The organism is Pelagibacterium sp. (genome assembly GCF_965249125.1).
GTDB lineage: Bacteria > Pseudomonadota > Alphaproteobacteria > Rhizobiales > Devosiaceae > Pelagibacterium.
Genome location: NZ_OZ252217.1, coordinates 1,682,450 through 1,708,575, shown reverse-complemented (window position 1 = coordinate 1,708,575; position 26,126 = coordinate 1,682,450). Strand labels below are relative to the sequence as shown.

Below are 26,126 nucleotides of genomic sequence, written 5' to 3'. Positions count from 1 at the left end.
GCAGGCAGTGCGCGGTATCAAGGGGTTAGCAAGTGTTGCACGAATACATGACTGGTCATCTTTTGGCCGCAGGGCAGGGGGTTTCACCTTGCTCGTCGAGCAAAAACAGGTAAAACCTGTCATCGGAGTATGGGGGAATCCATGTCTTGAGACGATTCCCGGTCCAAGTCTCAAAAGGCAAGCAAGAACAATCATGATGAAATCAGCCAAGCTTTTGCACAGCGTCCTCCTCGCCATGGCGCTTTTCACTTTTGCGCCTTTCATCGGAAGTGCTGCGCTGGTTCTGAGCGTTTCGTCTGCGCAGGCCCAGGTGGCTGACGGGACCGAGGTCTCCGCTATCGGGTTTGACGGCAACAGCCGTTTTAATGACAATCAGCTTTCGGCGATGGTCGATGTGGCTGCGCGGCGGGTCTACACCCAGGCTGGCATTGCTAATGACATCCAGACCATTCAGGCGGCCTACACTCAGGTCGGATATTCCAACGTAACCGTGACCTCGACCACCGAACCTGCCGCGGACGGTCGGGTTCGCGTATTCTTTCAGGTCAATGAGGGGGATCGCGCTGGTATAGCGGCGATCAACTTTACCGGCAATAACTCCATCAGTTCTATGGTTCTCAAGGGTGTTGTGACCACCAAGGAGACCCATATTTTCAGTTGGTTGTTCCGAGACGATCTCTACAGCGAGGATCGGCTTGCCGTCGATCGTGAACGTGTCCGGCTTTATTACGCCAATCGTGGCTTTCCTGATGCGCGCGTGCTGTCCTCGGTCGCCGAGTTTGACGCTACCCGCAATGCCTACTTCATCAACTTCACGGTAGACGAAGGTCAGCGCTACGATTTTGGCAGTATCGCCATTGAAACTTCGATCGCGGGGCTCGACGCAGACGCTCTGCGGGGTGGTATCAGTACCGGTTCGGGTAGTCGTTATTCGCTCTCTGATTTGAGCCAATCGACCTCCGAACTTGCGGTGCGTGCGACCAACCAGGGCTACCCCTTTGCCGAGGTTCGTCCGCGTATCGATCGCGACATCAGCAGCAACACCTTCAACGTGACCTATCTGGTCGATGAAGGACCGCGCGTCTATGTCGAGCGCATCAACATCACAGGAAACACCAAGACACGCGACTACGTCATTCGCCGCGAGTTTGATTTCGCTGAAGGTGATCCGTTCAACCGCGCGCTGGTTACCAAGGGGCGTGCTGACATCGAGGCTCTAGGCTTCTTCTCCTCGGTGCAGGTTACGTCCGCACCCGGCAGCGCTCCCGATCGCGTTGTTCTGAACGTGGCGGTCGTTGAGCGAAGCACGGGCGACTACGGTGTCGGTGCTGGTTATTCGACGCGCGACGGCATTTTCGGCGAAATCTCGCTGACAGAGCGCAACTTCCTCGGTCGCGGCCAATATCTGCGCGTTGCCCTTGGCCGCTCTGAAAATGGCGAAACCTATGACTTCAGCTTCACTGAGCCGCGGTTCATGGGTCTGCGCATCTCCGCTGGTGTGGACGCCTACCGTCGTGTGACCTCCGAAGGCTCCAACTTCTCCTACGGGACCGAGACGACTGGTGGTCAGCTCCGCTTCGGCCTTCCGGTCGCCCAGGATCTGACGCTGACCACAAGGCTCGGGCTGGAACAGGTGACGTTCACCGATGACGATGCTCCCTTCGCCCCGGCCTATATCGGCGGAACGCGCGACAGGCTCACAGTCGGCTATACTCTGACCTACGATACGCTCGACAATCAGCAGCGTCCGACGGAAGGCATGATTCTCTCCTTCTCGCAGGACTACACGACGCTCACCGCCGACTTCCTCAAGACCGAAGTCAGAGCGCGCGTCTACTATCCGATCTGGGAAGAAATGGGTGTGGTTGGCAGCCTGCGTGGCCAGGCCGGCACAATTACCGATATCGGTGGCAGCGGTATCCATCCCACCGATACGTTCCAGCTTGGGCCGAACCTCGTCCGTGGCTATCGCTTTGGTGGCATGGGTGCCCGTACGGTGGCAACCGACGATGCGCTTGGCGTGCTCTCGTACGCCGGCCTGTCTGCCGAGATCGACTTCCCTCTGCCGTTCCTGCCCGAAAACTGGGGCCTGCGCGGTGCTGTCTGGGGTGACATGGGTTGGATCGACGGTATTCCGGCTTCCGGCGTGGCCGACACCGGCATCGGTAACCCACTTAAATCCTCGGTTGGTGGTTCGCTGATTTGGGAATCGCCTCTTGGTCCGCTGCGCGGCGACTTCGCCCACGTCATCGATCCCGATGCAAACGACCGAACCCAGGTCTTCCAGCTGACGCTTTCGACACTGTTCTAATCGTCCGCTCTTATTGAAAAAACGGAAACCGCGGCGTATCAGGGCCGCGGTTTCTTTTTCAGGCGCAGCAATGATCGATCCCCGATTTCACGAGTGCACTGGCCCGCGGCTTCTGTCGGACTTGCTTGATGCGGCAGGGCACAAGGCTTTGGCCGGTAGTCTGGCTTCAGACCCGTCAATTGAAGGCGCCAGCGATCTCGCTGATGCCGGAGCCGCCAGCATTTCGTTTGCCGCCAGCAAGTCCTACGCTGATCAGCTGGCCCGCAGCGGAGCGGGTGCGGTGCTGGTGACCGCCGAACTTGCCGAATCTGTCGCAGACCATGCGACCCCAATAGTTTGCGAAAAGCCCTACGATGTCTTTGTCGACATCCTCAATGTATTCTACCCCGACGACGGCGCGGCCGTTATCCGCGCCTCGACTCGCGCTGAGCCCATGCCTCTGATTGAACCCGGCGTGATACTTGCCGCCAATGTCGCGGTCGGGCCAGGCGCTCAAATCGGATCGGGCACTGTCATCGGCGCCAACAGCACGATTGGCGCAGGTGTAACAATCGGACGCGACTGCGTTATCGGCTCCAATGTTTCAATTGAGTGCGCCTATCTGGGCAATGAAGTCGTCATCCAGCCGGGAGTTGTTATCGGTGCGGAGGGTTTCGGCTTCCAGCTTCGCTCGGACCGGCATCGCAAGATCCCGCAACTCGGCCGCGTCATTATTCAAGACCGCGTCGAACTTGGCGCCAATACCACAGTCGACCGCGGCACGCTTGGCGACACGGTCATTGGTGAAGGCACCAAGATCGACAATCTCGTTCAGGTTGGCCACAACTGCCGCATCGGCCGCAACTGCGTTATTTCTGGCATGTGCGGGCTGTCCGGCTCAACGATCCTGGAAGATGGCGTCGTAATGGGGGGTGGTGCGGGCACCGCGGGGCATCTGCGTCTTGGCGCCAACACGCTGGTCCTTGCTCGTTCCGGGGTTACCCACAGCTTTCCCCCCGGCTCCAATATTGCCGGAGCGCCTGCGCAGGATGTAAAGATGTGGAAGCGAGAAATCGTAGCGGTAAGACGGTTGTCAAAAGGGGATAAGACTTGAGTACCCTCAGTGCTGATACGGCCAAGCAGGCCACTGAACTCTCCACCATGGAGATAGACGCCGTCCTCAAGGCGCTTCCGCATCGCTACCCCTTCCTGATGATCGACCGCATCATCGAGATCGACGGCGACGATTCGGCCATCGGCATCAAGAACGTCACGTTCAATGAGCCGCAGTTTCAGGGGCATTTCCCCGGCGAGCCCATTTTCCCGGGTGTCCTCATCATCGAGGGCATGGCCCAGACGGCTGGCGCCATCGTCATCAACCTTGAGAACAAGTCAGGCGATAAGCACATCGTTTACCTCCTGACGATCGATGCCGTGAAGTTCCGTAAGCCCGCAAAGCCTGGCGACCGTCTGGAATATCACATCAAAAAGATTCACCGCCGCAAGACGGTCGGACGCTATGAAGCAAAGGCAATCGTGGACGGCGTCGTCGTCGCCGAAGCCGAAATCGGCGCGATGATCGTCAAGGAACAAGCGTGACCGCATCAATCCATCCCACAGCCATTGTCAGCGGCAACGCGACGCTGGGCGAAAACGTGCATGTCGGTCCCTATTGCATCGTGGGCGACAACGTAACCTTGGGCGATGAGGCGAGGCTCGTTTCGCACGTCTCCATCGATGGTCGCACGGCGGTAGGCGCGCGAACCACCATCTACCCGTTTTCTTCCATCGGTCACCCGCCGCAGGATCTCAAATTCGAGGGCGAACCGAGCACGGTTTCGATCGGTGACGATTGCGTGCTGCGCGAATATGTGACCATCAATCCCGGCACCGCCGGCGGCGGTATGGAAACCAGGGTTGGCAATAATTGCCTGCTTATGGTGGGCGTCCATATCGCCCATGATTGCCGCGTCGGCAACCATGTGGTCATGGCCAATCAGGCATCTTTGGCCGGCCATTGCATCGTGGATGACTACGTCCGTTTCGGTGGCATCTGCGGCGTTCATCAATTCGTCCGCATCGGCGCTCATGCCTTTGTCGGCGCCATGTCGTTCGTCGAAAACGACGTCATTCCCTACGGCTCTGTGCTTGGCAATCGTGCCTATCTCGGTGGATTGAACCTTGTTGGGCTCAAGCGCCGCAAGTTCGACCGGGAATCGATCCACGCCTTGCGGGCCGCCTATCGCATGATCTTTTCGAGCGAGGGCACCCTGCGGGAACGCATTGAAGACGCCGCCGAAATATTCGAGGGCGAAGCGCTCGTTGAGGAAGTGATCGAGTTCATCCGGAAGCCGTCCGAGCGCGCGCTCTGCATGCCCCGCAACGGCACGCCAGCCGAACAATGACCGCTCCCGGCCGATTGGCGCTGGTCGCCGGATCGGGCGATCTTGTACCCCAGGCCATTGCGGCTGCCCGGGATGCCGGGTGGGAAGTTCGCGTTCTTGCGCTCCATCCACGCGCCGATCTGGAGGGTGAAGATCCCTTCCGAATCAAGGTCTCCCGCCCCGATCAGGTGCTGCGCGAAATCCGTCGGTTCAAGGCCACCCACGTCTGCGCCGTTGGTGGCATGCACATGTCGGACCGCGAGCGCGAAACCTTTGCGGAATTTGCGGGCGATAAGGACGGCGCCACCAAAGGCGACAGCAAGCTTTCCCAACTCGGCGCAGCGCTGCTAAAAATGTTGGGCCTCCCCTTCATCGGCGTGCACGAAATCGTTTCGAACCTCCTTGCACCCGAGGGCCAGATGGGCGCAGTCCCCGCCGCGGGTGAACTTCTCCGCACCGCCGAATTTGCCTTTGCAGTGGCCCGCAAAGCCGGCGTCCTCGATCTTGGGCAGGCGCTCGTCGTCTCTGGGGGGCGGATTATTGCAACTGAGGATATCGGCGGCACCGACGAGCTTCTCGCAAGGTGCGACGTCTATCGCGAGCGCGGCCTCATCGGCAATGGGCGCGGCCATTTGGTTCTCGCCAAAACATCAAAGCCCGGCCAGCCCCTGCACGTTGATCTTCCCGCCATCGGCAAAAATACCGTTGCACTGGCTTGCAAAGTCGGCATTGAAGCAATTGTCGTTGAAGCCGGGCGTACCCTGTTGATCGGCCGCGACGAACTGATTTCGAACGCCGATGCCGCAGGTATCGCGCTTCTCGGCATTGCGGCGCAAGATGACTAGTGTCTTCATTCTTGCTGGCGAGGCGTCGGGCGATCGCATTGGCGCCAATTTAATGGCGGGCCTCCGCCGCGCTCGTCCCGATCTGTCCATATCGGGCGTCGGCGGCGATGCTATGGAAGGCGAGGGGCTCTCCTCGCTCTTTTCCATCGAAGATCTGGCGGTCATGGGCTATCGCGACGTCATTGTCAGGCTACCTCTGCTGCTGTGGCGCGCCCGTCAGGTTGTCATGGCTGTCCTGCGCCAACGGCCCAGCGTGGTCGTGCTCATCGACGCCCAGGTCTTCTCGAAGGTTGTGGCTCGATCGCTACGCAGGCGCGGATATCGTGGTGCCATCATCCTTTACGTTGCCCCCGCCGTCTGGGCCTGGGGTGCCGATAGGGCCCGGAAACTGTCAGGGATTTTCGATGAGGTATTGAGCGTACTGCCGTTCGAGCCGGAAGCGATGCGGCGGCTCGGCGGGCCACAAACAGCCTATGTGGGGCACCCCGCGCTGGCGAGATATCCCATGCGGTCGGCTCAGCCGGCCGCTGGTCCCGTCCTGCTTCTGCCGGGCAGCCGCAGGGGCGAAATCGCTCGCCATCTCCCGATGATGGCCCAAGTGGCGCAGCGCTTGGCGGCCCACCCCTCCGTCGCCGGATTCATTATTCTCTCCACACCATCCCAAGCGGCCCGAATTTCCAGGATGGTGACCCAATGGCCAACCCCGGTATCTGTGCTGGTCACGCCGCAAGATCGCGCGTCCGCCATTGAACGGGCCTTGGCCGCAATCGCTGTGAGCGGTACGGTTACGCTCGAACTCGCCCTTGCTGGTGTGCCCCACATCCTGACCTATGTCGCCGAAGGCGCCCAGGTCCGTATGTTCAAGAAGGCAACGACCCGTTTTATCGGACTGCCCAATATCATTGCCGGAAAACAGGCGATCCCTGAAATACTGTTCGCCCACAAGGGTGAGCCGGCAAAGCTGGCCGATGCCGCCTTCGCGCTGATCGACGCGCCGCTGGCGCTGGCTACCCAGGCCGGCGAATTCCGCCAGATCCGCGCCCTCATGGAAAAAGGGGCGCCGGAAGCGCCCCTTCAAGATCCCGTCGAAATAATTCTGGCTCACATCTAGCGAGCTGAAATATCCACATAATCGCGCATCGTCGCGCCATTGTAGAGCTGGCGGGGACGCCCGATCTTCTTTTGCGGATCGCCGATCATTTCCTTCCACTGGGCAATCCAGCCTACCGTGCGCGACAGCGCAAAGATCGCCGTGAACATCGAAGTCGGGAAGCCAATGGCGTCGAGAATGATGCCTGAGTAGAAATCCACATTCGGATAAAGCTTGCGATCAACGAAATATGGGTCTTCCAGTGCGATCTTCTCGAGTTCCTGCGCGACCTGCAACGTCGGGTTGTTTTCGACGCCCAGGAGATCAAGTACTTCACGAGCCGATTCCTGCATCACCGCGGCGCGCGGATCGTAATTCTTGTACACCCGGTGCCCGAAACCCATCAGGCGGAACGGGTCGTTCTTGTCCTTGGCGCGTTCGATGAATTCGGGGATGCGGTCCACGGTCCCGATCTGGCGCAGCATGTTGAGCGCCGCCTCGTTGGCGCCGCCGTGCGCAGGCCCCCACAAGCAAGCCACACCGGCAGCAATACAGGCAAACGGGTTTGCATCCGACGAACCCGACAGACGAACCGTCGAGGTCGAAGCGTTCTGTTCATGGTCTGCATGAAGCGTAAAAATACGGTCCATGGCCTTGGCTACCACCGGATCGACCTTGTATTCCTCGGCCGGCACGGCAAAGCACATGTGCAGGAAATTCGACGCATAATCGAGATCATTGCGCGGATAAACGAAAGGCTGGCCCACCGAATACTTGTAGGCCATCGCAGCAATGGTCGGCAGCTTGGCGATCATGCGGATCGAAGCGATTTCACGCTGCTCGGGGTCCGAGATGTCGGTGGAGTCGTGGTAGAACGCCGCCATTGCGCCGACAACACCGGTCACGATGGCCATAGGGTGCGCGTCACGGCGGAAGCCGCGATAGAAATAGTGCATCTGTTCATGCACCATGGTGTGCCGCGTCACCCGGTTCTCGAAATCCTTCAGATCGGCTTTCGAGGGCAGTTCGCCGTAGAGCAGCAGGTAGCAGACCTCGATATATGAACTCTTGTCCGCAAGCTGGTCGATGGGATAGCCGCGATAGAGCAGCTCGCCCTTGTCGCCGTCGATATAGGTTATGGCGCTATCGCACGCCGCCGTTGAGGTGAAACCGGGATCGTACGTAAACATTCCAGTCTTGGCGTACAGCGAACGAATGTCGATTACATCGGGCCCCACCGTGCCGCTGAGCACCGGGAACTCGTAGGATTCATCGCCCAGAGTAAGTTTTGCGGATTTATCGCTCATTCATGTGCCTCCCGGGTTTCGGCTCAGATTTGCCACAAGCGCGGGGCTCGCCGGCTCTGAACACGCACAATGACGTCGTTGAAAAATGCTTCGCTTGGGTATCCGAAATCGTTACGCCATGCAACTACGTCATGGTTCTTGACGTATAGGTAAAACGAAAGTTGTAATTCAAAACACGAGACGGATGGCGCTAGGAACGAGCCCCCGCGCCAACGCCCACGACATCGGAAAGCCGGGCCAGGCTCTCCTCGCGCCCGATCAACACCATGACTTCGAAAATGCCCGGTGAAATTGTCCGCCCGGTCAGCGCGGCCCGCAAGGGTTGCGCAACCTTGCCCAGTTTTAGCCCAACCGTTTCGGCATAGGTCCGCACCGTCCCGTCCAGACTTTCAACCGACCAGCCATCAAGCGCCGAAAATGCCGACGTGAGCGCCGCCAGATGTGCAACGCTTTCTTCGTTGAGCAATTGCGCTGCCTTTTCTTCGATCGGCAGCGGCCGTTCCGCATAGATGAACTGCGCCAGATCGATCAGTTCGAGAACAGTTTTGGCGCGTGGCTGCAGTTCGGGGATCGCGGCCATGACCGTATCCTTGTTGGAAACGAGGCCAGCGTAGTCGGCATTGCGCCCGGTCTCCGACGCCGTCTCTACCATCACATCGTAGAGTCGGGCAGGGTCGGTCGCGCGGACATAGTGACCGTTGAGATTGTCGAGCTTGACGAAATCGAACCGGGACGCGCCCTTATTGAGTGCCTCGAGCGAGAACCACTCGACCATCTGGTCGGTCGAAAAGATCTCGTCGTCGCCATGCGCCCAACCCAGCCGCGCCAGATAATTGCGCAAGGCTTCGGGCAGATATCCCATCTGGCGATACGCCTCGACCCCCATTGCGCCATGGCGCTTGGAAAGCTTTGCCCCGTCCGGTCCGTGGATCAGCGGAATATGGGCCATCTCGGGGACATCCCAGCCCATGGCGCGATAAATTACGATCTGCCTGGCGGCATTGGTCAGATGATCGTCACCCCGAATAATATGGGTAACGCCCATGTCGTGATCGTCCACCACTACCGCGTGCATATAAGTCGGTGTGCCATCTGAGCGCAGGATGATGAAATCGTCGAGGTTTTCAGCCTTGAAGACAACGTCTCCCTGCACCCGATCCTTGACAACGATGTCGCCCGACTGCGGCGCCTTGATCCGGACAACGGGCTTGACGCCGTTGGGAGCCTCCGAAGCATCCCGATCACGCCAACGCCCGTCATAGCGTGGCGGGCGGCCTTCAGCCCGGGCCTTTTCGCGCATCTCGGTCAACTCTTGCGGCGTACAAAAGCACCTGTAGGCGTTGCCGCTTTCCAGCAATTGCTGGGCAATCTCTGCGTGCCGGTCGGCGCGCGCGAACTGGCTGATCGGATCGCCGTCCCATTCGAGCCCCAACCAGCTCATGCCATCCAGAATGGCCGCCACAGCAGCTTCGGTCGAGCGCTCGCGGTCCGTGTCTTCAATGCGCAGCAGCATCTTGCCGCCCATCTTGCGCGCGAACACCCAATTGAAAAGAGCAGTGCGCGCGCCCCCGATATGCAGGAAACCTGTGGGCGAAGGCGCAAAACGCGTGATGACGGGCTTGGACATGAGGCTTACCGCTTGGAGAAATGCTTGGCCCGTGTGTACCATAGCGCCCAACGAGCGCAAGGGTTGGGGGCGCGCCAAGATGGTCGATTTTCCGGTCGCCAAAATCCGGGGCAGGGGCGGGCTATTGGCCCGCATGCATGGTTCGTGGCGCGGACGGCTGCTCTCTACGAGGGCTTGAGAACCGCAATTCTCGACGCCACTACCCAGCGTCGCAACTTCATCCTCTTTCCCTTTGCCATGATCGCCGGGCTCATTGCCTATCGGATCCTTCCCGGCGAGCCGGCCTTTATCTCGCTTGCCGCCCTTGCAAGTTTGACCTTGGTGACCGCATGGGTCGGTCGTGACCGCGCCCCCATCCGCGAAACCGGTCTGCTTGCCGCGATGTTCGCCCTGGGGATGGTTCTTCTGCCCATTCATGCCGCGCTTTTCGGAACGAACATGCTCGAGGAGCCGCGCTATGGAAGTTACACCGCGCGCATCGAAGCGGTCACACATGATGATGGCAACCAGCAGCGTTGGATCCTTTCCAATATCGAGGGCACTCCTGAGTGGACTGTCCCCGATATCCGGTTAGCCCGCATTACGGTCTCTGGCAGTTATGACGTGTCGCCTGGCGACACCATCACGGCCCGTATCCGCTTTTATCCGGTTCCCCCACCCGCCGTTCCGGGCGGGTACGATTCCCAGTTCGTGAGCCATTTCGATGGTATCGGCGCCTACGGCACAGCATTCGGTGATATCGATATCTCGAGAAGCGAGACAGGCGGTCTCGCGCGCGTCGTCAAGGACATTCGCGCCACCATCACAGCCCGCATCGTATCCCAATTGGGAGAGCGGATCGGGGGCATCGCTGCAGCGCTCGTTACCGGCGATCAAAGCCGGATCATTGAGGACGACCGCAATCTCATGGCGTCGGCGGGCATCGCCCATGTCATCGCGATTTCCGGCCTGCATTTGACACTGGTAGCTGGCACCATGTTCGCCTGCGTGCGCTTCGTCCTCTCGCTCAGCCACGGGATCACCCAGCGCCTGCCCATCAAAAAGATCGCTGCCGGCTTCGGCATCGCTACCGCTCTGGCATACATGGTAATATCGGGCATGGTCATTCCGGCGGTCCGCTCCACGATCATGCTGGCCTTGGTCTTCGCTGCCATCATTGCCGGTCGACAGGCATTGACTATGCGCAATGTTGCGATTGCCGGGTTGGCAATTATCGTCTTTGAACCGACCAGCGTCTTCAGGGCGTCGTTTCAGCTCTCCTTCGCCGCCGTCATCGCTTTGATCGCGGCCTATGAACTGGCCCGACGCAAGCGGGAGGGCAGGGAGCGCCCGCAGCGGGCTAAAGTGCTGGCGCTAATGCTCGACATCGCCAACACCAGCGTCATCGCCGGATTCGCAACCGTTGTTTTTGCCGCCTACCACTTTCAGCAGACAGCGCCTTTCGGGGTACTGGGCAATCTCATGGCCATGCCGATCGTGAGTTTTGTGATGATGCCCGCCGCCCTGCTTGGAACGCTGCTCCTTCCCCTCGGTCTCGAAGCCATCCCCTACATCGCGTTGGGCTGGAGCATCGAGGCGATGCTCTGGTGCGCCGGTTTCGTACGCGAGCTAAGCGGAGGGTTCGACCCCAGCCCCATCCTATCGCCCGCCGCGCTCGGAATCGCTCTAGTGGCACTGGCATGGCTGGCCTATTTCCGACCCCGTATCCGCATCATCGGGCCGATTGTGGCGGTGCCACTTATAGCCTTTCTCTGCCTGGAGCAGGCCCCCGATATTTTTGTCGCCGATCAAAGCCAGGCCGTGGCCGTCCGTAGCGGAGACCGTGTCGCTCTTATCGCTGGGCGCAACAACACCTTTGCCACAACGATCTGGTCAGAGCGCTATATAACGGTGATCGAGAATGCCCATCCGGCGACTGGTTGCGATAGCCTGGGCTGCGTCCTGCCAACGGAAGAGGGCTACAAAATCGCCCTCGTCAAATCCCGCGACGCCTTTGACGAAGACTGCCGCATCGCCGATATCGTCATCACCCGCCTGACCGCACCGCCCCAATGCGATGGGGCCACGACCCTGGTCATCGATGCGCTCGACTTGGCGCGGCACGGCGCGCATATGATCGATTGGAACGGCCCCGATCTCCCACCGACAATCCGCACAGCTATAGACGGTCCGGATCGTCCCTGGCGCATCCAGCCCTAGCGTCTTGCTCATCTGGAGTACCGGCTAAAACCCACAACTTCCGATTGCAGACAACCGGCCGGGACAACGAAAAATCTAGTAGCGCCGCAGTAATCCCACAAGCCGCCCCTGAACCTTCACGCGGTCAGGACCAAAAATTCGGGTTTCGTAAGCGGGATTGGCCGCTTCGAGCGCCACTGCATTACCCTTCTTGCGCAACCGTTTGAGGGTCGCTTCCTCGTCATCGACCAGCGCGACGACGATTTCTCCATTGCCCGCCGCATCCTGTTTGCGGATCAGAACAGTATCGCCGTCAAAAATACCGGCATCGACCATTGAATCCCCGCGCACCTCGAGCGCGAAATGCTCGCCAGAACCCAGCATTTCGGGTGGAACCGCGATGGAATGGGAATGTGTCTGGATTGCCTCGATTGGCACGCCCGCCGCAATGCGCCCCATGACCGGAATGGATACCGATCCGCCGTTGTCTTGCCTGGGTGCCATGGTCTTCGCCGGGACCTTACCCAAAGTACCTTCTATGACTGAAGGTTCGAACCGCGCCTTGCGCCCACCAAGTGAGGGATTCATCGAATCCGGCAGTTTTACGACCTCAAGCGCTCGAGCCCGGTTGGGCAGCCTCCGGATGAACCCACGTTCCTCCAGTGCTGTGATAAGCCGGTGAATGCCCGATTTCGACTTCAAATCCAGCGCTTCCTTCATTTCGTCGAAGGAGGGCGGGATGCCGCTCTCTTTCATCCGCTCATGAATGAACATCAGAAGTTCGTGCTGTTTGCGCGTCAACATTGGCGGATCCCTCGGCGGCGTCGAATCGGAACAAATATTGAACTTTTATACATGTTCCGTAAATGTTCCGCAAGCGCTCCCTGTAAATCGCGGTTTGACGGCTGCGCTTTGATTGATGCGCCGGCGCCGCTACTGATCGTTCAGGCGCACCGCATATTCGTTGGAAAGCATTTCAAGGACACGCCGTCGTGCAGTCGGATCAATCGTGGTGGCTTCAATAAACAGCGCTTCGGCTGCACGGTCCGTAACCTGTTCATAGGCACCCAGGACGGTGCCGACATTGGCGCGATATTCCGGGTCCTCGAAAATATCCCGCCACGCTCGCCGCCACGTCTCGACAATTTCAGGTGGGGTGTCTTGGGGCAAAACAGCCATCTTCTGCGCGGCAAACCCGGCAATGTTGAAGGCGCGATACGCTTCGTAGTCGGCCCCTTCGGGCGGCCGTCCGTGCAGCATTTCATAGACTTCCTCCACAATGGGAAGATCTGGAAATGTCGGGTCGCGCTGCATGACGCCATTTTCATCGAGGATGCCCCAACTCATCAGAGGTACCGCATCGCCGGCCGCCACCATGGGCAAGACGTTGCGCAGATAGGAAGCCGTCGTCTGATAGTCGATGCTCACCTCACCCCGCTCCATGGCGATCAGGCCGTCGCCGCGACCGGTGTAGCCGAAAACATAGCTGACATCGAGACCGAGCAGCCGGAAGGCCAGCATGGGCACCAGGTCGAGAGACGTTGGGCCCTGGCTGGCGAAAACCAGCGTCTGGCCGCGCAGTCCTTCGATTGTCGCCGGGCCATCCACCCCCGTCCGAGGCGATACATAGACCACCCCTCCGGTCGGCGCCGCCATGGTGACTTCCCAGTCCTTATAGTCGTATCGCACACGCAAGTCGCCCAGAAGGTAGGGAAACTGTGTCGACCCCGAAGTTCCCAGAATGGTCAGCCCGTCAGGGCGCGCGCGGCTGGCAAAGGTGTTCGGTCCGCGCGTACCGCCACCTCCCGGTTCATTGACGATCTCAATTTCGGGATGGCCGGGCAGGTGTCGGGTTAGAAAAGGCGCATTGAACCGTGCCCAAGTGTCGGACCCGCCACTTTGGGTAAAGGGAATGATCCATTCGATAGTCTTGCCCTCGAAACTGACCTGCCCCAGCGCTGGCACGGCCAGCATCGAAAGCAAGGCAAGTCCGGCGCCCAGGCCTCTTGCCCAACGCAGCGCTCCGTTCATAATCCTCCTCCAGTGACTGGCATGAACCGGTCGCCTTCCGGGGACTGGCCGGTCCGGTCCATGTCTAGTCGCTGTTACTCCGCTAGGCCAGCCCTCACGTAAATTTGCTTGCCAGCGACAGCCTCCCAGGGCCACATTGCCCAAAACAGAATGGGGTATTCGCGGCCCGAGATCCCCAGCGGCGACAACAAGTCGGACGGAAAGGTAAAGGCCCTTGCGCATCGTTCTGATTGAAGACAACACAATGCTGGCGCGCGCGGTCATTCAGTCTCTCCAGGACGAGGGACACGCTGTCGATTGGTTGGCCAATGGCGATGATGGCGCGCAGTTTCTGTCAACCGAAGGCGCCGATCTTGCCATTGTCGACATAAACCTGCCCAAACGCAGCGGCCTTGATGTCATTCGTACCCTGGGCACGGAGCGCAACGACATTCCCGTTCTCGTTCTGACCGCCCGCGACGGTCTCCAGGATCGTATCGTCGGGCTCGATGCCGGTGCCGATGATTATATGACCAAGCCATTCGAAATGGCCGAACTTAACGCACGCGTCCGCGCCCTCGGGCGGCGCAGGGGGCACCGTGTTCACAAGATTGAGACGCTTGGTCACCTCAGCTACGATCGGCTGTCGCGTCAGCTTTCAGGCCCCGACGGCCCCATCGCGCTGCCCAGGCGCGAACTCGCGCTATGGGAGGTCCTGTTCGATCACGCCGAGCGCGTGGTGTCCAAGGATGCGCTGTGCGACAGCATCTACGGGACGGGAGCCGATGTCGATGTCAACGCAGTTGAACTGCTCGTTTCCCGCCTGCGTCGCAAGATAGAACCTTTCGGCATAACCATAAGGGCCATTCGCGGGCTCGGTTATGTGCTGCGTCAGGTCGTCGTCCAATGAAGGCGGACTCTCCGCGCGTGCGCAGCCTTCGCGCCCGGCTCTTTGTATTGCTTGTCGTGCCCTTGGTGTTCATCGCCCTGGCCTCGAGCGTTGTGCGCTACTGGTCGGCCCAGGACATGTCCAAGGACCTGTACGACGACACATTGAAGGTGGTTGCCCACGCTGTCGCCAGAGAGGTCGTCCTGACCAAAGGCGATCTCGTCGCCGATGCCTTGCTCGATTCCCTGGTCGGAGCCTTGGGTGATCCCATCTTCTATCAGGTCCGCGCCGCCGATGGTCGCTTTGTAACAGGGCACTCCGATGCTCCCATCCCGTCGGCTAACCTAGATGTTCCAGGCGGTACGCCGGTCTTTTTTGACAGCTACTATGATGATCGTCCGGTTCGGGTGGTCATCCTGCGCGAGTTCATCGCCGATATCGATTTTGACGGATGGACCACGGTTCAGGTTTGGCAGACGGTCACCCAGCGTCAGGCGCTCAGTCTGTGGCTTGGGGCCCAATCCGTTTTCAATCTCCTGCTCATCGTGGGATCTGCAGCGATTCTCTTCTGGTTCGGCATCAATTGGGGGCTGACCCCACTTACCGATCTGCGCAGCGCCGTTGGCTTGCGTTCGGCCAGCGATCTTCGGCCCATTCGACGGCCCGTTCCACATGAAGTCGCGCCTCTCGTCGAGACGATCAACGGCCTGTTCGCGCGACTTCGGGAAGAACTCGACAGACGGAATGTCTTTATAGGCAACGCAGCCCATCAGTTGCGCAATCCCGTGGCGGCCATCCAGGCACAGGCCGAAGCGGCGTTGACAGCGAGCAGCGACAGCGGCCGCTCGGCCCGTCTTGAAGATCTCGCCCAGGCAGCAAGGCAACTTTCGCGCATGAGTCATCAACTGCTCAATTTCGATATAGCCAATGAGAGCAGGGGTGATGATCTCCAACCGCCCTCAGACCTGACCGGGCTTGTTGCCGATGTCGCCCGCCGCCACGTCCCGAGGGCTCTCCAGGTTCATGTTGATATAGAACTCGAACCCGCAAACATCCCCCTGCCTGTCGCAGGCAATCGTGTCATGCTCGAAGAGGCAGTCGACAATCTCATCGACAACGGCCTGAAATATGGTTGCGCCGCGGGCGGACGGCTTTCGCTCGTCGTGGAGCGGAGGGGAAATATGGCCGCGCTTACGGTCTCTGATGACGGACCAGGCATTCCACCTGCGGCCACCGAGCAGGTGTTCGATAGATTCGTGCGCCTGTCCGAAGACAGCGATGGAGGATGCGGGCTTGGGCTCTCTATCGTTAGGGCGATTGCGCAGCGGGCAGGCGGGGATGTTGGCATCATCCCCGTCGAAAAGGGCTGCACGGTGCGCCTTGAACTACCAATCGCCCACTTGGAAAGCAGCGGGCAAAAGCCTGGAATTGGCAGCATAGCCGCCGAATAGGGCGCTGCTTCACTCAACAATTGCCCGGTTTTGACCCGGACAGCTTTTCGACAGCTTGGTGGTGCATGCTGGCCTCCAGCAGACGTTCGTTGTCTCCGCATTTCCTTGCCATGTCTAGCAAAGGCCGGAGAAAATCCGGGTGCAAGGCTCGGATGAATCGAAGGCCGGCTGGGGAGGTACGGCGCGGGGCGATGCGGAGGTCTGGCTGTCAACTTTATGGGAGGATCCTATATGAAAAATGCACTTCGCTTCGCGCGGGGTTTGGCTGCGTCCGCTGTTGCGGCCGCTTCGATTGCCATTGCGCCAGTCTCGCTTCAGGCTCAGGAGGTCGATTTCTCGGGCCAGACAGTCGAATGGTGGATTCCCTTTTCCGAAGGTGGCGGGTCTGACGTCTGGGCGCGCTTTTATGCTCCCTACCTGTCCAAGCACCTTCCCGGACAACCTAATGTAATCGTTCGCAACGTTCCCGGCGGCGGGTCAATCACCGGCACCAATGAATTCGTTGCCCGCGCCGAGCCCGATGGGCTTTCCCTGCTTGGCACGTCAGGTTCGACCCAGTTCCCGTTCTTGCTCGGCGACAGTCGCGTTCAGTATGACTATGCCGAACTTGAACCCGTGCTGGTCTCTCCGACCGGCGGCGTGGTCTACATCCCGGCGAGCCTTGGGATTTCCGATGCTTCCGAGCTTGGCGAGCTCATGGGTGCCGAACTGGTCTACGCCAGCCAGGGCGCAACGTCGCTCGATCTCGTTCCATTGCTGGCCTTCGAAGTTCTGGGCCTCGACGTTCGTCATGTCTTCGGCATGACCGGTCGTGGCGATGGCCGTCTGGCATTCGAGCGTGGCGAGGCCACTATCGATTACCAGACCTCGTCGGCCTATCTCACCAACGTGGTTCCGCTCGTCGAAGCCGGCGATGCCGTGCCGCTCTTTTCCTGGGGCGTGCTCGATGCGAACGGCAATGTCCAGCGCGACCCGACCTTCCCCGATTTGCCGCACTTTCTTGAAGCTTACGAGATGGTTCACGGTGAAATGAGCGCTGCCGGCATCGAACTGCAGGCCTACCTCGCCTTCTTTGGTTCGGGCTTTGCCGCCCAGAAGCCAGCCATGCTCCCCAATGGAACGCCGCCGGAAATCGTGGAAGCCTACCGTCAGGCTTTTGTCGACGCCGTCGCCGACCCTGAGCTTCAGGCAGCCAAAGGCGAAATTCTGGGCGAATACGACCAGGCCGTCGGTGATGAAGTGGCCGGTGTCTACACCGCCGCGACCACTATCGACCCGGTGGCACGTGACTGGGTACGCCAGTTCCTGACCGAAAACTATCAGGTAACGCTCGAATAGGATCTGTTGTCAGCAGCGCCGCGGCCCCAACGGGTTGCGGCGCTGTATCTTTCCTGATGCACGCTTGTCCCTGCACTGTGACAATGCGGCGCCTGCACCCGAACCAGGGTTCGCCAAAACTCACGAGTAGCCAACATGCTCGACGTCCTTTTTTCAGCACTCATTGAACTGCTGACCCCTCACCACATGATGTTTCTGACCCTTGGCGTATTGCTGGGTCTCGTCATCGGCATTCTTCCCGGACTCGGCGGCATCGTCGGCCTGTCGCTGCTCCTGCCGTTCCTCTACGGCATGGACCAGACCTCGGCGCTGGCCATGCTCATCGGTCTGGTTGCCATCATTCCCACCTCCGACACTTTCGCCTCCGTCCTCATGGGAATACCCGGATCGACCGCCAGTCAGGCGACAGTTCTCGACGGATTTCCGCTCGCCAAGAAGGGCCAGGCGGCTCGCGCGCTGTCGGCAGCATTTTCGGCTTCACTCATGGGCGGTCTGTTCGGCGCTCTGATCCTGACCGGCTTCGTCGTCATCGCTCGCCCGCTCATCTTGAGCTTCTCTTCGGCAGAGCTCTTCGCCCTGACCCTTTTCGGCCTCTCGATGGTTGGCGTCCTATCCGGCAACAACCTCGCCAAGGGCGTCGCGGCTGCCGCATTGGGCCTGGCTTTCGGTGCCATCGGCGCGGCGCCGGCCACAGGCGAATACCGCATGGATTTCGGCTTGCTCTATCTCATGAACGGTGTTCCGCTGGTCATTGTTGCATTGGGCCTGTTCGCTGTCCCCGAAATCGTCGATCTGCTGCGTGGTGGGTCCTCGATCGCCAATAAGTCTTCTTCTCTGGGGCAGGGCTGGTTGCAGGGGCTCAAGGACACCTGGACCTACAAATGGCTCGCCCTGCGCTGTTCTGGACTGGGTGCCATCATCGGCGCCATCCCCGGCCTTGGTGGGTCGGTGGTCGATTGGATCGCCTATGGCCATGTCGTCCAGACCTCCAAGGACCGATCGCAATATGGCAAGGGCGACATTCGCGGCGTCATCGCGCCGGAGTCGGCCAACAATGCCAAGGAAGGCGGCGGGCTGATTCCCACGCTCCTGTTCGGCATCCCGGGTTCGGGATCGATGGCGGTGTTCCTTGCCGGCCTTATCCTGCTGGGTATCCAGCCCGGCCCAGCCATGGCAGACCGCAATCTCGACGTGACCTACACCATCGTCTGGTCGCTGGCCCTGGCGAACGTCATCGGCACGCTGCTTTGCATCGTTGCTGCGCCCGGCATCGCGCGCCTGACCACGATCCGCTACGCGCTGATCGCGCCATTTATGATAATGGTCATAACGTTCGCCTCCTTCCAGGCGACGAGGTCGCTCAACGACCTCGTCGCCCTGCTGATCGTCGGCGCCATCGGCGTGCTGCTCAAGCGCTTCGGATGGCCGCGTCCGGGCTTCCTGATCGGTTTCGTTCTGGCCACGCAGGCCGAACGCTACCTCTATCAGGCCGTCCAGTTCTCGGGCTGGGGTTTCCTCACCCGTCCGCTGGTTATCGGCATCATAGTACTCACCATCGTTTCGGTCTGGCTCGGCGCCCGCACCAGACCGGGCGAAGATGCCGCCAAGGTCAGTACCGAAGGGACAACCGAAATCGCCCAGGCAGGCCAGATTTGGCCGCAGGTTCTGTTCGGGATGGCGGTTCTGGCCGGCTTTGTGTTTGTGTTCTGGGAATCGTTCGGTTTGACCCAACTGGGCGGCATCTTCCCGACCTGGGTGGCGGTTGTGGGTATCGCCGCAACCCTTGTGGCTATGGTGCCACTGGCCCTGGGCAAGCTCGATTCGACGGCCAATTTCGATACTGAGGTCACACTGCGTGAACACGACGTCCGGGGTGGGGCCTGGGCCATGCTGGGCTGGCTTGCCCTATTTGTCGGCCTCGTTGCAATTGCGGGCTATTTTGCGGCGCTGCTGATCTTCTTCGTGGCCTTCCTCAGGACCATGGCCAAAGCGAGCTGGCTCAAGACGATTCTGCTTACGCTCGCCGCTGCGATTTTCATGATGGTTCTGGCCCGTTCATTGAACCTTGTCATGCCGGCGGGGTTGTTGCAGGGTCAGTTCCGCTTGCCCTGGCCGTTCCGCTAGAGCGCTTCCAGGATAAGTGGGCACCACTTATCCGGTTCGGAAGCGCGACAAAAACAAGGACTTAGAGCAATTGAAGCGATTTGAAGAAGCGCTGAAGTGCTCTAGAACTGGCGAAGGGCGGGAATGTTTCTTCCCGCCCTTCATTGCCAAACCGCGATGCCGGGCAACACCATTGCTCAATCCTACGGCAACCGCCGTTCTGCTAAAGCGCGTCCGATATCGAACCGAGTTCGTCCGAACCTTTTGGGACGGACACAACCTTGAAGATGACGATGACCAAACAAGCCGCCATTCCCTGCATTCTCATCCGCGGCGGGACCTCAAGGGGCCCGTATTTCGTAACCACCGATCTACCGGCCGATGTGGCAACGCGCGATAAGGTTCTCCTAGCGGCCATGGGGTCTCCCGATGCGCGTCAGATCGATGGGGTAGGGGGCGCCACCACGCTAACCTCCAAGGTCGCAATGGTTCAGCCTTCCGCGCGTGAGGGTGTGGACGTGGACTACCTCTTTGCGCAGGTCTCGATCACCGATGCGTTTGTGGATACAGCGCCCTCATGTGGCAATATCCTTGCCGGGGTAGGTCCGTTCGCCATCGAGCGCGGTATGGTCAAAGTCACGGGTGATGAGACCGCCGTCACAATTTTCAACGTCAATACCAACAGCCGCATAGAAGCCATCATCAGGACCGATGCCGACGGCGTTGTCTATGATGGGGACACTGAAATCGCGGGTGTGCCTGGCACTGCCGCTCCGGTGCGTCTTAACTTTATGGATATTGTCGGATCTAAGACCGGCAAGCTCCTACCGACCGGCAATCCCGTCGAACAGATCGACGGCGTCGATGTTACCCTGATTGACGTCGCCGTGCCCATGATGATCTTCCGGGCCAGCGACCTGGGCAAGACGGGTCACGAAACGCCTGCCGAACTCGATGCCGATACCGCCTTCTTTGCCAGGATGGAAGCCATGCGCAAGATCGCTGGCGAACGCATGGGTCTCGGCGATGTCACCGGAAAGGTCGTACCAAAGGTTGCGATGCTGGCCGAATCCAAGGGCGAAGGACACATCGCTGCCCGCTATTTCGTTCCCGATAGCACTCATGCCGCTTTTGCCGTGACAGGCGGGCTGTGCGTATCCACATGTGCCGTGCTCGAAGGTTCGGTTTCCGACGGGCTGGCCAAGCGCCCCGAGGGCGACGATCGCCTCATTCTCATCGAACACCCGTCCGGGCTCCTCGACGTTGCGCTCAAGACCAGGGGCACCGGTGCCAATCTCGAAGTCGTCAGCGGTGGCGCCATCCGCACCGCTCGCAAGCTGATGGCCGGCGAAATTTACGTTCCCGACGATCTGCTCAAATAAGGCCAACCTAATGAAGCTCCTCGTTCTCCCCGGCGATGGCATCGGGCCCGAAATCATGGCTTCGAGCCTTGACGTTCTGGCCGCTGTTGATGGGAAATTTGGCCTTGGCCTCGACTACACCCATCGCGATGTCGGTCTCGCCGCACTCAAGAGCCACGGCACGAGCCTGCCTGATGATATCCTGCCTCTGGCAAGAACTCTCGACGGCGTGTTGCTAGGCCCAATGTCCAATCTGGACTATCCGCCGCGCGACAAGGGCGGCATCAACTATTCGGCTGCTTTCCGCATCGGGCTCGATCTTTATGCCAATGTCCGGCCCGCCCGCACACGACCCAGCCTGCCCCATCGTGGCACGGATATGGATCTGGTCATCATGCGCGAAAACACCGAAGGCATGTACCCGGACCGCAACATGTTCTCCGGACCGGGCGAGTTCATGCCTGTCGAGGGTGTTGCGATCTCCATGCGCAAAGTGACGGCGTTCGCCTGCGAACGGATTGCCCGCCGCTCGTTCGAACTCGCCCGAGAGCGCCGCGGCAAGGTCACGGCGGTCCACAAGGCAAACGCCTTCCAGGTTACAGACGGGCTGTTTCTCAAGTCTGTTCGCGACGTGGCCAAGGACTACCCCGATGTCGAACTCGATGACGTCCTTATCGACGCCATGGCGGCGCTGCTGGTCCGCGATGCATCCCGTTACGATGTGATCTGCACGACCAATTTCTATGGTGATACGCTTTCCGATCTTGCTTCGGAGCTTTCCGGCAGTCTGGGACTAGCCGGTTCGCTCAATGCTGGCGATGTGTACGCTGCCGCCCAGGCCCAGCATGGCTCGGCTCCCGATATCGCCGGGCAGGACAAGGCAAATCCGACCTCGATGATCCTGTCCTGCGCCATGCTCCTCGACTGGTATGGCCGCAAGGCCGGCAAGGATGCATTCGTCTCGGCCTGCGCAGCCATTGAGAGTGCCATCGACAAGACGGCAGAGAACCCCGCCACGCGCACTGGCGACCTCGGGGGATTGCTGGGCACGAAAGAGTTCACCAAAGTCGTCGTCGCGGCGCTCTGACGTCAAGCACCATCAATGGCCTCACGGCAGCCAGCGCCCCTTCGCATCTCTGCAAGGGGCGTTGCCTTTTGCGCAATGGAGGCGCGAACGACTAGAGCATTTCAGCGCTTCTTCGAATCGCTCCAATTGCTCTAAGTCCTTGTTTTGTCGCGCTTCCGAACCGGATAAGTGGTGCCCACTTATCCTGGAAGCGCTCTATAGGATAGCAAGGACCTGGGAGGGCTAATGCCTCAATCCTGGATATCAGCACGCTTTTATCGTGGCGGCAGTTCGAAGGGCGTTTTCTTCAATGCCTCGGACCTGCCATCTGACCGGAGGAGATATAACCGATCCTGCTGAAAGTGTTCGGCAGCCCCTTTCACCTCATTCCACCGGCTTTTCCGAAACCAGTATTCCGTCCGCATCGGCATAAAGATAATGCCCGGGCGTGAACGTCATGTTCCCGAACGTCACCGGCACATCCTTGAACCCGGCGCGCGTCTTTGTCGACTTCTTCGGCGAGGTCCCCACGGCGAACACCGCATAATCCATCGCGTCGATATCCACGCTGTCGCGGATCGAGCCGTTGAGCACAAGCCCGGCCCAGCCATTGTTCATCCCCAGCGCAGCGATCTGGTCGCCCACGATCGCCACCCGGGTCGATCCACCACCATCGACCACCAGCACCCGACCATTGCCCGGCTGTTCGAGAATTTCGCGCAACAACGCGTTATCTTCGAAGGTCTTGAGCGTGACGATTTCGCCTTCGAACCCCTCGGCCTGCCCGAACTTGGTCAGTGGATAATCGCAAAACGTCAGCTTATCGTCATGTCCGTCAACCAGGTCGGCGGTCTTCTTAATCGTCATTCTATAAGTCTCCTCTTATGGCTTTTCCGGTGCTGCAAGAACCCGCACCGGCGCGCCCTCCCGCCAGGCAATGATGTTGTCGACGATGTCGCGATAGAACAATTCGTAAGCCTCTTGCGTCACATAGCCCAGGTGGGGGCTCAGCGTGACATTGGGCGCGCCACGCAGCGGATGGTTTCCGGGCAGGGGCTCGACATCATAGACGTCCAGCCCGGCCCTGATGCTCCCTGCATTGAGCGCATCGACCAGCGCCGCCTCATCGATCAGTGGTCCGCGAGACGTATTCACGACAATTGCCCCCTTCTTCATCAGCCCGATCTCATTCCGCCCCACGGTATGGCGCGAACGGTCCGAAAGAATAAGGTGCAGGCTCACCACATCGGCCTCGCGAAACAGCGTTTCCTTGTCGACCCGCCGCGCACCGCATTCGGCAGCGCGCTCTTCGGTGAGGTTCTGGCTCCAGGCAATCACGTTCATTTCAAACGCCTTCGCGATATGCGCCATTCGGCTGCCCAGCTTGCCCAGGCCCACCAGTCCAAGCGTCTTTCCGCCCAGCATGGTTCCGATGCTCGCCTGCCATCCACCATCACGCACCCGCTGGTGCTCTTGGGCCAGATGCCGCGCGCTCGCCAGAATGAGACCCCACGCGACTTCCGGCGTGGCATTCGTTGAATCTCCTGCATAGGTGTGGCAAACCGTGATGCCCCTGGCGACGGCCGCATCGAAATCGATCACCCGCACCCGAGCACCCGTTACATTGACAAGCTTAAGATTAGGCAATCTTTGAATCAGCGAGGCGGGCAGGGCCATGCGTTCGCGCATCAGGCAGATCACGTCGAATCCGGCTAGTGCCGCTGTGGCCTCGTCTTCGCTGCCCAAATTGGTGTCGAAAACGTCGACGGCCACATCGGAACCCAGCTTGCTCCAGTCCGCCAATTTGAGCGCCACGTTCTGGTAATCGTCGAGAACCGCAATCCTGAGTGCCATTCAATATCCCCTAAATATAAGCCGACGCATCAACACCGACGGCGTGCGCTTCACTGGCGACCATCTCGAGATCGGCCGCTCCGATGGAAATTCCGTTCCGCCGTCGCTCCTCGGCCCGCAAAGCTTCGGGTTCCCCGGGCATTAACACGGGCCGATCGAGATAAACTGGCGTCGAGCCCTTGGCGCGCGACACCAGTTCGCCCATCCGCTCGCGATAGTCCTCGCCCATGAAAATCCCCGGCCTAAACGCCACCATCATGTGCCCGACATTCTGCGGCGCATCGAATTTCTCGTACTGGTTTCGCACTTTGCCCCCGAACGCGGCGCCGGTCATCACGCCGGCCATGACTTCCATCATCAGCGATAGCCCCGAACCCTTCGGCCCGCCGAGCGGCAGGATGAGACCTTCATAGCCTGCCTGCGCGTCGGTGGTGGGATTGCCATCCTTGTCCAGCGCCCAGCCCTCGGGGATGGGTTCACCCGCCGCCGCGGCCCGCCGTATCTTGCCGCGCGCCACCACCGATGTGGCCATATCCAGAATGATTGGCGGATTGCCCGGCGCACCGAACGCAAACGGGCTTGTGCCAAGAAGTGGCTCGCGCCCTCCCCATACCGGCATGGCCGGCGAGGCGTTGGTGAACACTAGTGCCGCGTAGCCCGCTTCGACAGCCTGCAGCAGATAGCAGGCTGCCATACCGAAATGGTTGGAGTTCTTGACCCCCACCATGCCGATCCCGAATTGCTCGGCCCGCTCGGTTGCCATTTTCATAGCCCTGGTCGCAGTGAGAAACCCGAACCCGTTGCCGCCATCGAGTAACGCTGCGACGGGGCTGGGTTCGCTGATCCCAAATTCCGGTACGCGCTCTACCATGCCGCGCCGGATGCGCTCGAGATAAATCGAAAGCCGCGACACCCCATGCGAAGCCACACCCCGCAGATCGGCAAGCACCAGGCATTCAGCAATGCGCGCCGCATCCTTTCCGGGAACGCCCTCGGCGCCGAAAATGTCCGCAATGAGCGCCTGCAGCTTTTGGGCATCGACGATGCGGGCAGGGGCCGCTGAATTCATTGTGCGTCTCCTCCATGTGGTCCGGTCTCCGGACGCGATTCGTGTAATACGGGCAGGCAGGACTGCCGCCCGTCCGTGTCAGGTCTCGCGCCGGTATCCGGTGCGCGCCAGCTCGAGAAAGCTGGTCACGGACGCGGCGATCGCCATGCGCGGGCGCCGAGCGATCATCAGCTTGCGAACCGCCCAGCTCTCGGCCAGCGGCGCATGCACAAGGTCCGTGCCGGCGAGGAGATGGATCGACGTATTGCGTAGAAACCCTATACCGAAACCCGCTTCGACCATGCGCACCAGCGAGGGAAAGCTCTCGACATTGACCCTTGCGCCCAATGTACGGCCCGCTTTGCGCGCCGCCTCGTTGATCAGCCGATCCAAGGCACCCATGTGGTGGACCCCGACCACCTCATGGCCCATAGCCATATCGAAACTTATCGGACCGCCTGCCAGAATATCTTTGGCCAACGGGTGGTCGGGCGAAGCGATAACGCCCACATCGTCATCCTCGAACACTTCGGCATCGAAGGCCGAATAATCGTAATTGTCGGCAAAGATCGCCAGGTCGACCTGGGCATCCTCGAGCGCCGTCAGGGTCGCCCGCCCCGCCATTTCACGGATATCGAGGTGCACGCCCGGATGCTGCCTTGCATAGCTCGCCAGCAGTTCGGGCAGGCGCCCGGACAGGGCCGAACTCGACGACGCAATCCGCAATTGCCCGGCATCGCCGGAGGCAAAACCGTTCATGGCCGTATGCAGATCGCTGATCTCGCGAAAAATCCGCCGGCAGCCTTCCGCATAGCGCATTCCCGCTGAGGTCAGCGATACGCCGCTGGCAGAACGGTCAAACAGAACAATTCCCATGCGGGCCTCGAGATCGGCTATGCGGCGGCTTACCGCCGAAGGCGCGATGTTCTCGCGTTCGGCTGTTTTGGCGATGGATCCGTCACGCGCAAGTGCGAGCACGAGGCGGGCCGTAATGGGGTCGAAATGCTGCATGAACCAGTCCCGGTTTTCGGTTTGGCTCACTATAGCAATTTCTCCTTGTTTGCGACCAAGCCTTTGGTCCGATTCAAGAAACGCTATTCGCTCAGGCCCAGATGGCGGCGTGCCAACGGCGAAAGCGTGTGAAAATCGTTGTAGCGCTCGAAGCTCTGATAGAGCCTGATACGGTCCATCTGTCCTCCGATAGCCGACATCGCGGCCCTGAGCTTTAGCGGCATCTTCATGGCGTCCATCCTTGGCAAAACCTGTTGCCATTGAGATAGGCCGC

General features: G+C 60.0%; 22 protein-coding genes. 13 read left to right on the top strand and 9 right to left on the bottom strand.

Annotated elements, in window-relative coordinates:
• Window positions 1-7: 7 nt before the first annotated feature.
• The 6 genes from bamA (at window position 8) to ACP148_RS08365 (ending at window position 6,630) form a co-directional block, all read left to right on the top strand.
• The gene (gene bamA, locus ACP148_RS08390; protein WP_425033383.1) at window positions 8-2,311 is read left to right on the top strand and encodes an outer membrane protein assembly factor BamA; all 2,304 of its coding nucleotides are present in this window, start codon (window positions 8-10) and stop codon (window positions 2,309-2,311) included.
• Window positions 2,312-2,381: 70 nt separating this feature from the next.
• Complete coding sequence (gene lpxD, locus ACP148_RS08385; RefSeq protein WP_421950473.1) at window positions 2,382-3,404, top strand: UDP-3-O-(3-hydroxymyristoyl)glucosamine N-acyltransferase; 1,023 nt, start codon at window positions 2,382-2,384, stop codon at window positions 3,402-3,404.
• Between the two features lie 47 nt (window positions 3,405-3,451).
• On the top strand, window positions 3,452-3,889 hold the full coding sequence (gene fabZ, locus ACP148_RS08380; RefSeq protein ID WP_421950890.1) for a 3-hydroxyacyl-ACP dehydratase FabZ: 438 nt from the start codon (window positions 3,452-3,454) through the stop codon (window positions 3,887-3,889).
• The gene (gene lpxA / locus ACP148_RS08375) at window positions 3,886-4,695 is read left to right on the top strand and encodes an acyl-ACP--UDP-N-acetylglucosamine O-acyltransferase (protein ID WP_421950472.1); all 810 of its coding nucleotides are present in this window, start codon (window positions 3,886-3,888) and stop codon (window positions 4,693-4,695) included. The genes fabZ and lpxA overlap by 4 nt, the downstream gene beginning before the upstream one ends.
• Window positions 4,692-5,519, top strand: a complete 828-nt coding sequence (gene lpxI, locus ACP148_RS08370; RefSeq protein WP_421950471.1) for a UDP-2,3-diacylglucosamine diphosphatase LpxI domain-containing protein — start codon at window positions 4,692-4,694, stop codon at window positions 5,517-5,519. Before lpxA ends, lpxI begins: the two co-directional genes overlap by 4 nt.
• Entirely contained in the window at window positions 5,473-6,630 is a 1,158-nt protein-coding gene (locus ACP148_RS08365) for a lipid-A-disaccharide synthase (protein ID WP_421950470.1), read from the top strand. Before lpxI ends, ACP148_RS08365 begins: the two co-directional genes overlap by 47 nt.
• On the opposite strand, the gene gltA is transcribed toward ACP148_RS08365, so the two are convergent.
• Entirely contained in the window at window positions 6,627-7,916 is a 1,290-nt protein-coding gene (gene gltA, locus ACP148_RS08360; protein ID WP_421950469.1) for a citrate synthase, read from the bottom strand. The two genes, ACP148_RS08365 and gltA, sit on opposite strands and share 4 nt — an antisense overlap.
• Window positions 7,917-8,106: 190 nt before the next feature.
• Complete coding sequence (gltX, locus tag ACP148_RS08355; RefSeq protein WP_421950468.1) at window positions 8,107-9,543, bottom strand: glutamate--tRNA ligase; 1,437 nt, start codon at window positions 9,541-9,543, stop codon at window positions 8,107-8,109.
• Between the two features lie 144 nt (window positions 9,544-9,687).
• Here gltX and ACP148_RS08350 point away from each other — a divergent pair, with 144 nt between their 5' ends.
• Complete coding sequence (locus ACP148_RS08350; protein ID WP_421950467.1) at window positions 9,688-11,742, top strand: ComEC/Rec2 family competence protein; 2,055 nt, start codon at window positions 9,688-9,690, stop codon at window positions 11,740-11,742.
• 75 nt (window positions 11,743-11,817) lie between these two features.
• On the opposite strand, the gene lexA is transcribed toward ACP148_RS08350, so the two are convergent.
• Both lexA and ACP148_RS08340 read right to left on the bottom strand, forming a co-directional pair.
• Window positions 11,818-12,525, bottom strand: a complete 708-nt coding sequence (lexA, locus tag ACP148_RS08345) for a transcriptional repressor LexA (RefSeq protein WP_421950466.1) — start codon at window positions 12,523-12,525, stop codon at window positions 11,818-11,820.
• Window positions 12,526-12,654: 129 nt separating this feature from the next.
• A complete protein-coding gene (locus ACP148_RS08340; protein ID WP_421950465.1) occupies window positions 12,655-13,752 on the bottom strand; it encodes a Bug family tripartite tricarboxylate transporter substrate binding protein in 1,098 nt (365 codons plus the stop codon).
• 214 nt (window positions 13,753-13,966) lie between these two features.
• Between ACP148_RS08340 and ACP148_RS08335 the strand changes: the two genes are divergently transcribed.
• The 6 genes from ACP148_RS08335 to ACP148_RS08310 all read left to right on the top strand — a co-directional run bounded on the left by ACP148_RS08335 (window position 13,967) and on the right by ACP148_RS08310 (window position 21,960).
• A complete protein-coding gene (locus tag ACP148_RS08335; protein ID WP_421950464.1) occupies window positions 13,967-14,641 on the top strand; it encodes a response regulator transcription factor in 675 nt (224 codons plus the stop codon).
• Window positions 14,638-16,071: a sensor histidine kinase N-terminal domain-containing protein gene (locus ACP148_RS08330; RefSeq protein WP_421950463.1), complete on the top strand. Its 1,434-nt coding sequence runs from the start codon at window positions 14,638-14,640 to the stop codon at window positions 16,069-16,071. Before ACP148_RS08335 ends, ACP148_RS08330 begins: the two co-directional genes overlap by 4 nt.
• 231 nt (window positions 16,072-16,302) lie before the next feature.
• Entirely contained in the window at window positions 16,303-17,409 is a 1,107-nt protein-coding gene (locus tag ACP148_RS08325; protein ID WP_421950462.1) for a Bug family tripartite tricarboxylate transporter substrate binding protein, read from the top strand.
• 135 nt (window positions 17,410-17,544) lie between these two features.
• Window positions 17,545-19,533, top strand: a complete 1,989-nt coding sequence (locus tag ACP148_RS08320) for a tripartite tricarboxylate transporter permease (RefSeq protein ID WP_421950461.1) — start codon at window positions 17,545-17,547, stop codon at window positions 19,531-19,533.
• 272 nt (window positions 19,534-19,805) lie between these two features.
• Window positions 19,806-20,894: a 4-oxalomesaconate tautomerase gene (locus ACP148_RS08315; RefSeq protein WP_421950460.1), complete on the top strand. Its 1,089-nt coding sequence runs from the start codon at window positions 19,806-19,808 to the stop codon at window positions 20,892-20,894.
• Between the two features lie 10 nt (window positions 20,895-20,904).
• Window positions 20,905-21,960 carry an isocitrate/isopropylmalate dehydrogenase family protein gene (locus ACP148_RS08310; protein ID WP_421950459.1) on the top strand — a complete coding sequence of 352 codons (1,056 nt, stop codon included), beginning with the start codon at window positions 20,905-20,907 and terminating at the stop codon, window positions 21,958-21,960.
• A 363-nt stretch (window positions 21,961-22,323) separates the two neighbouring features.
• Here ACP148_RS08310 and rraA read toward each other — a convergent pair whose 3' ends face one another.
• From rraA to ACP148_RS08285, 5 genes are all read right to left on the bottom strand, one after another.
• The gene (gene rraA, locus ACP148_RS08305; RefSeq protein ID WP_421950458.1) at window positions 22,324-22,806 is read right to left on the bottom strand and encodes a ribonuclease E activity regulator RraA; all 483 of its coding nucleotides are present in this window, start codon (window positions 22,804-22,806) and stop codon (window positions 22,324-22,326) included.
• A 15-nt stretch (window positions 22,807-22,821) separates the two neighbouring features.
• Window positions 22,822-23,793: a D-2-hydroxyacid dehydrogenase family protein gene (locus ACP148_RS08300; protein ID WP_421950457.1), complete on the bottom strand. Its 972-nt coding sequence runs from the start codon at window positions 23,791-23,793 to the stop codon at window positions 22,822-22,824.
• 10 nt (window positions 23,794-23,803) lie between these two features.
• A complete protein-coding gene (locus ACP148_RS08295; protein WP_421950456.1) occupies window positions 23,804-24,862 on the bottom strand; it encodes an Ldh family oxidoreductase in 1,059 nt (352 codons plus the stop codon).
• 78 nt (window positions 24,863-24,940) lie between these two features.
• On the bottom strand, window positions 24,941-25,882 hold the full coding sequence (locus tag ACP148_RS08290) for a LysR family transcriptional regulator (RefSeq protein WP_425033377.1): 942 nt from the start codon (window positions 25,880-25,882) through the stop codon (window positions 24,941-24,943).
• A gap of 53 nt (window positions 25,883-25,935) precedes the next feature.
• Window positions 25,936-26,082 (bottom strand): hypothetical protein, encoded by a 147-nt coding sequence (locus tag ACP148_RS08285; protein WP_421950454.1) that lies wholly within the window; start codon window positions 26,080-26,082, stop codon window positions 25,936-25,938.
• Window positions 26,083-26,126: the final 44 nt, after the last annotated feature.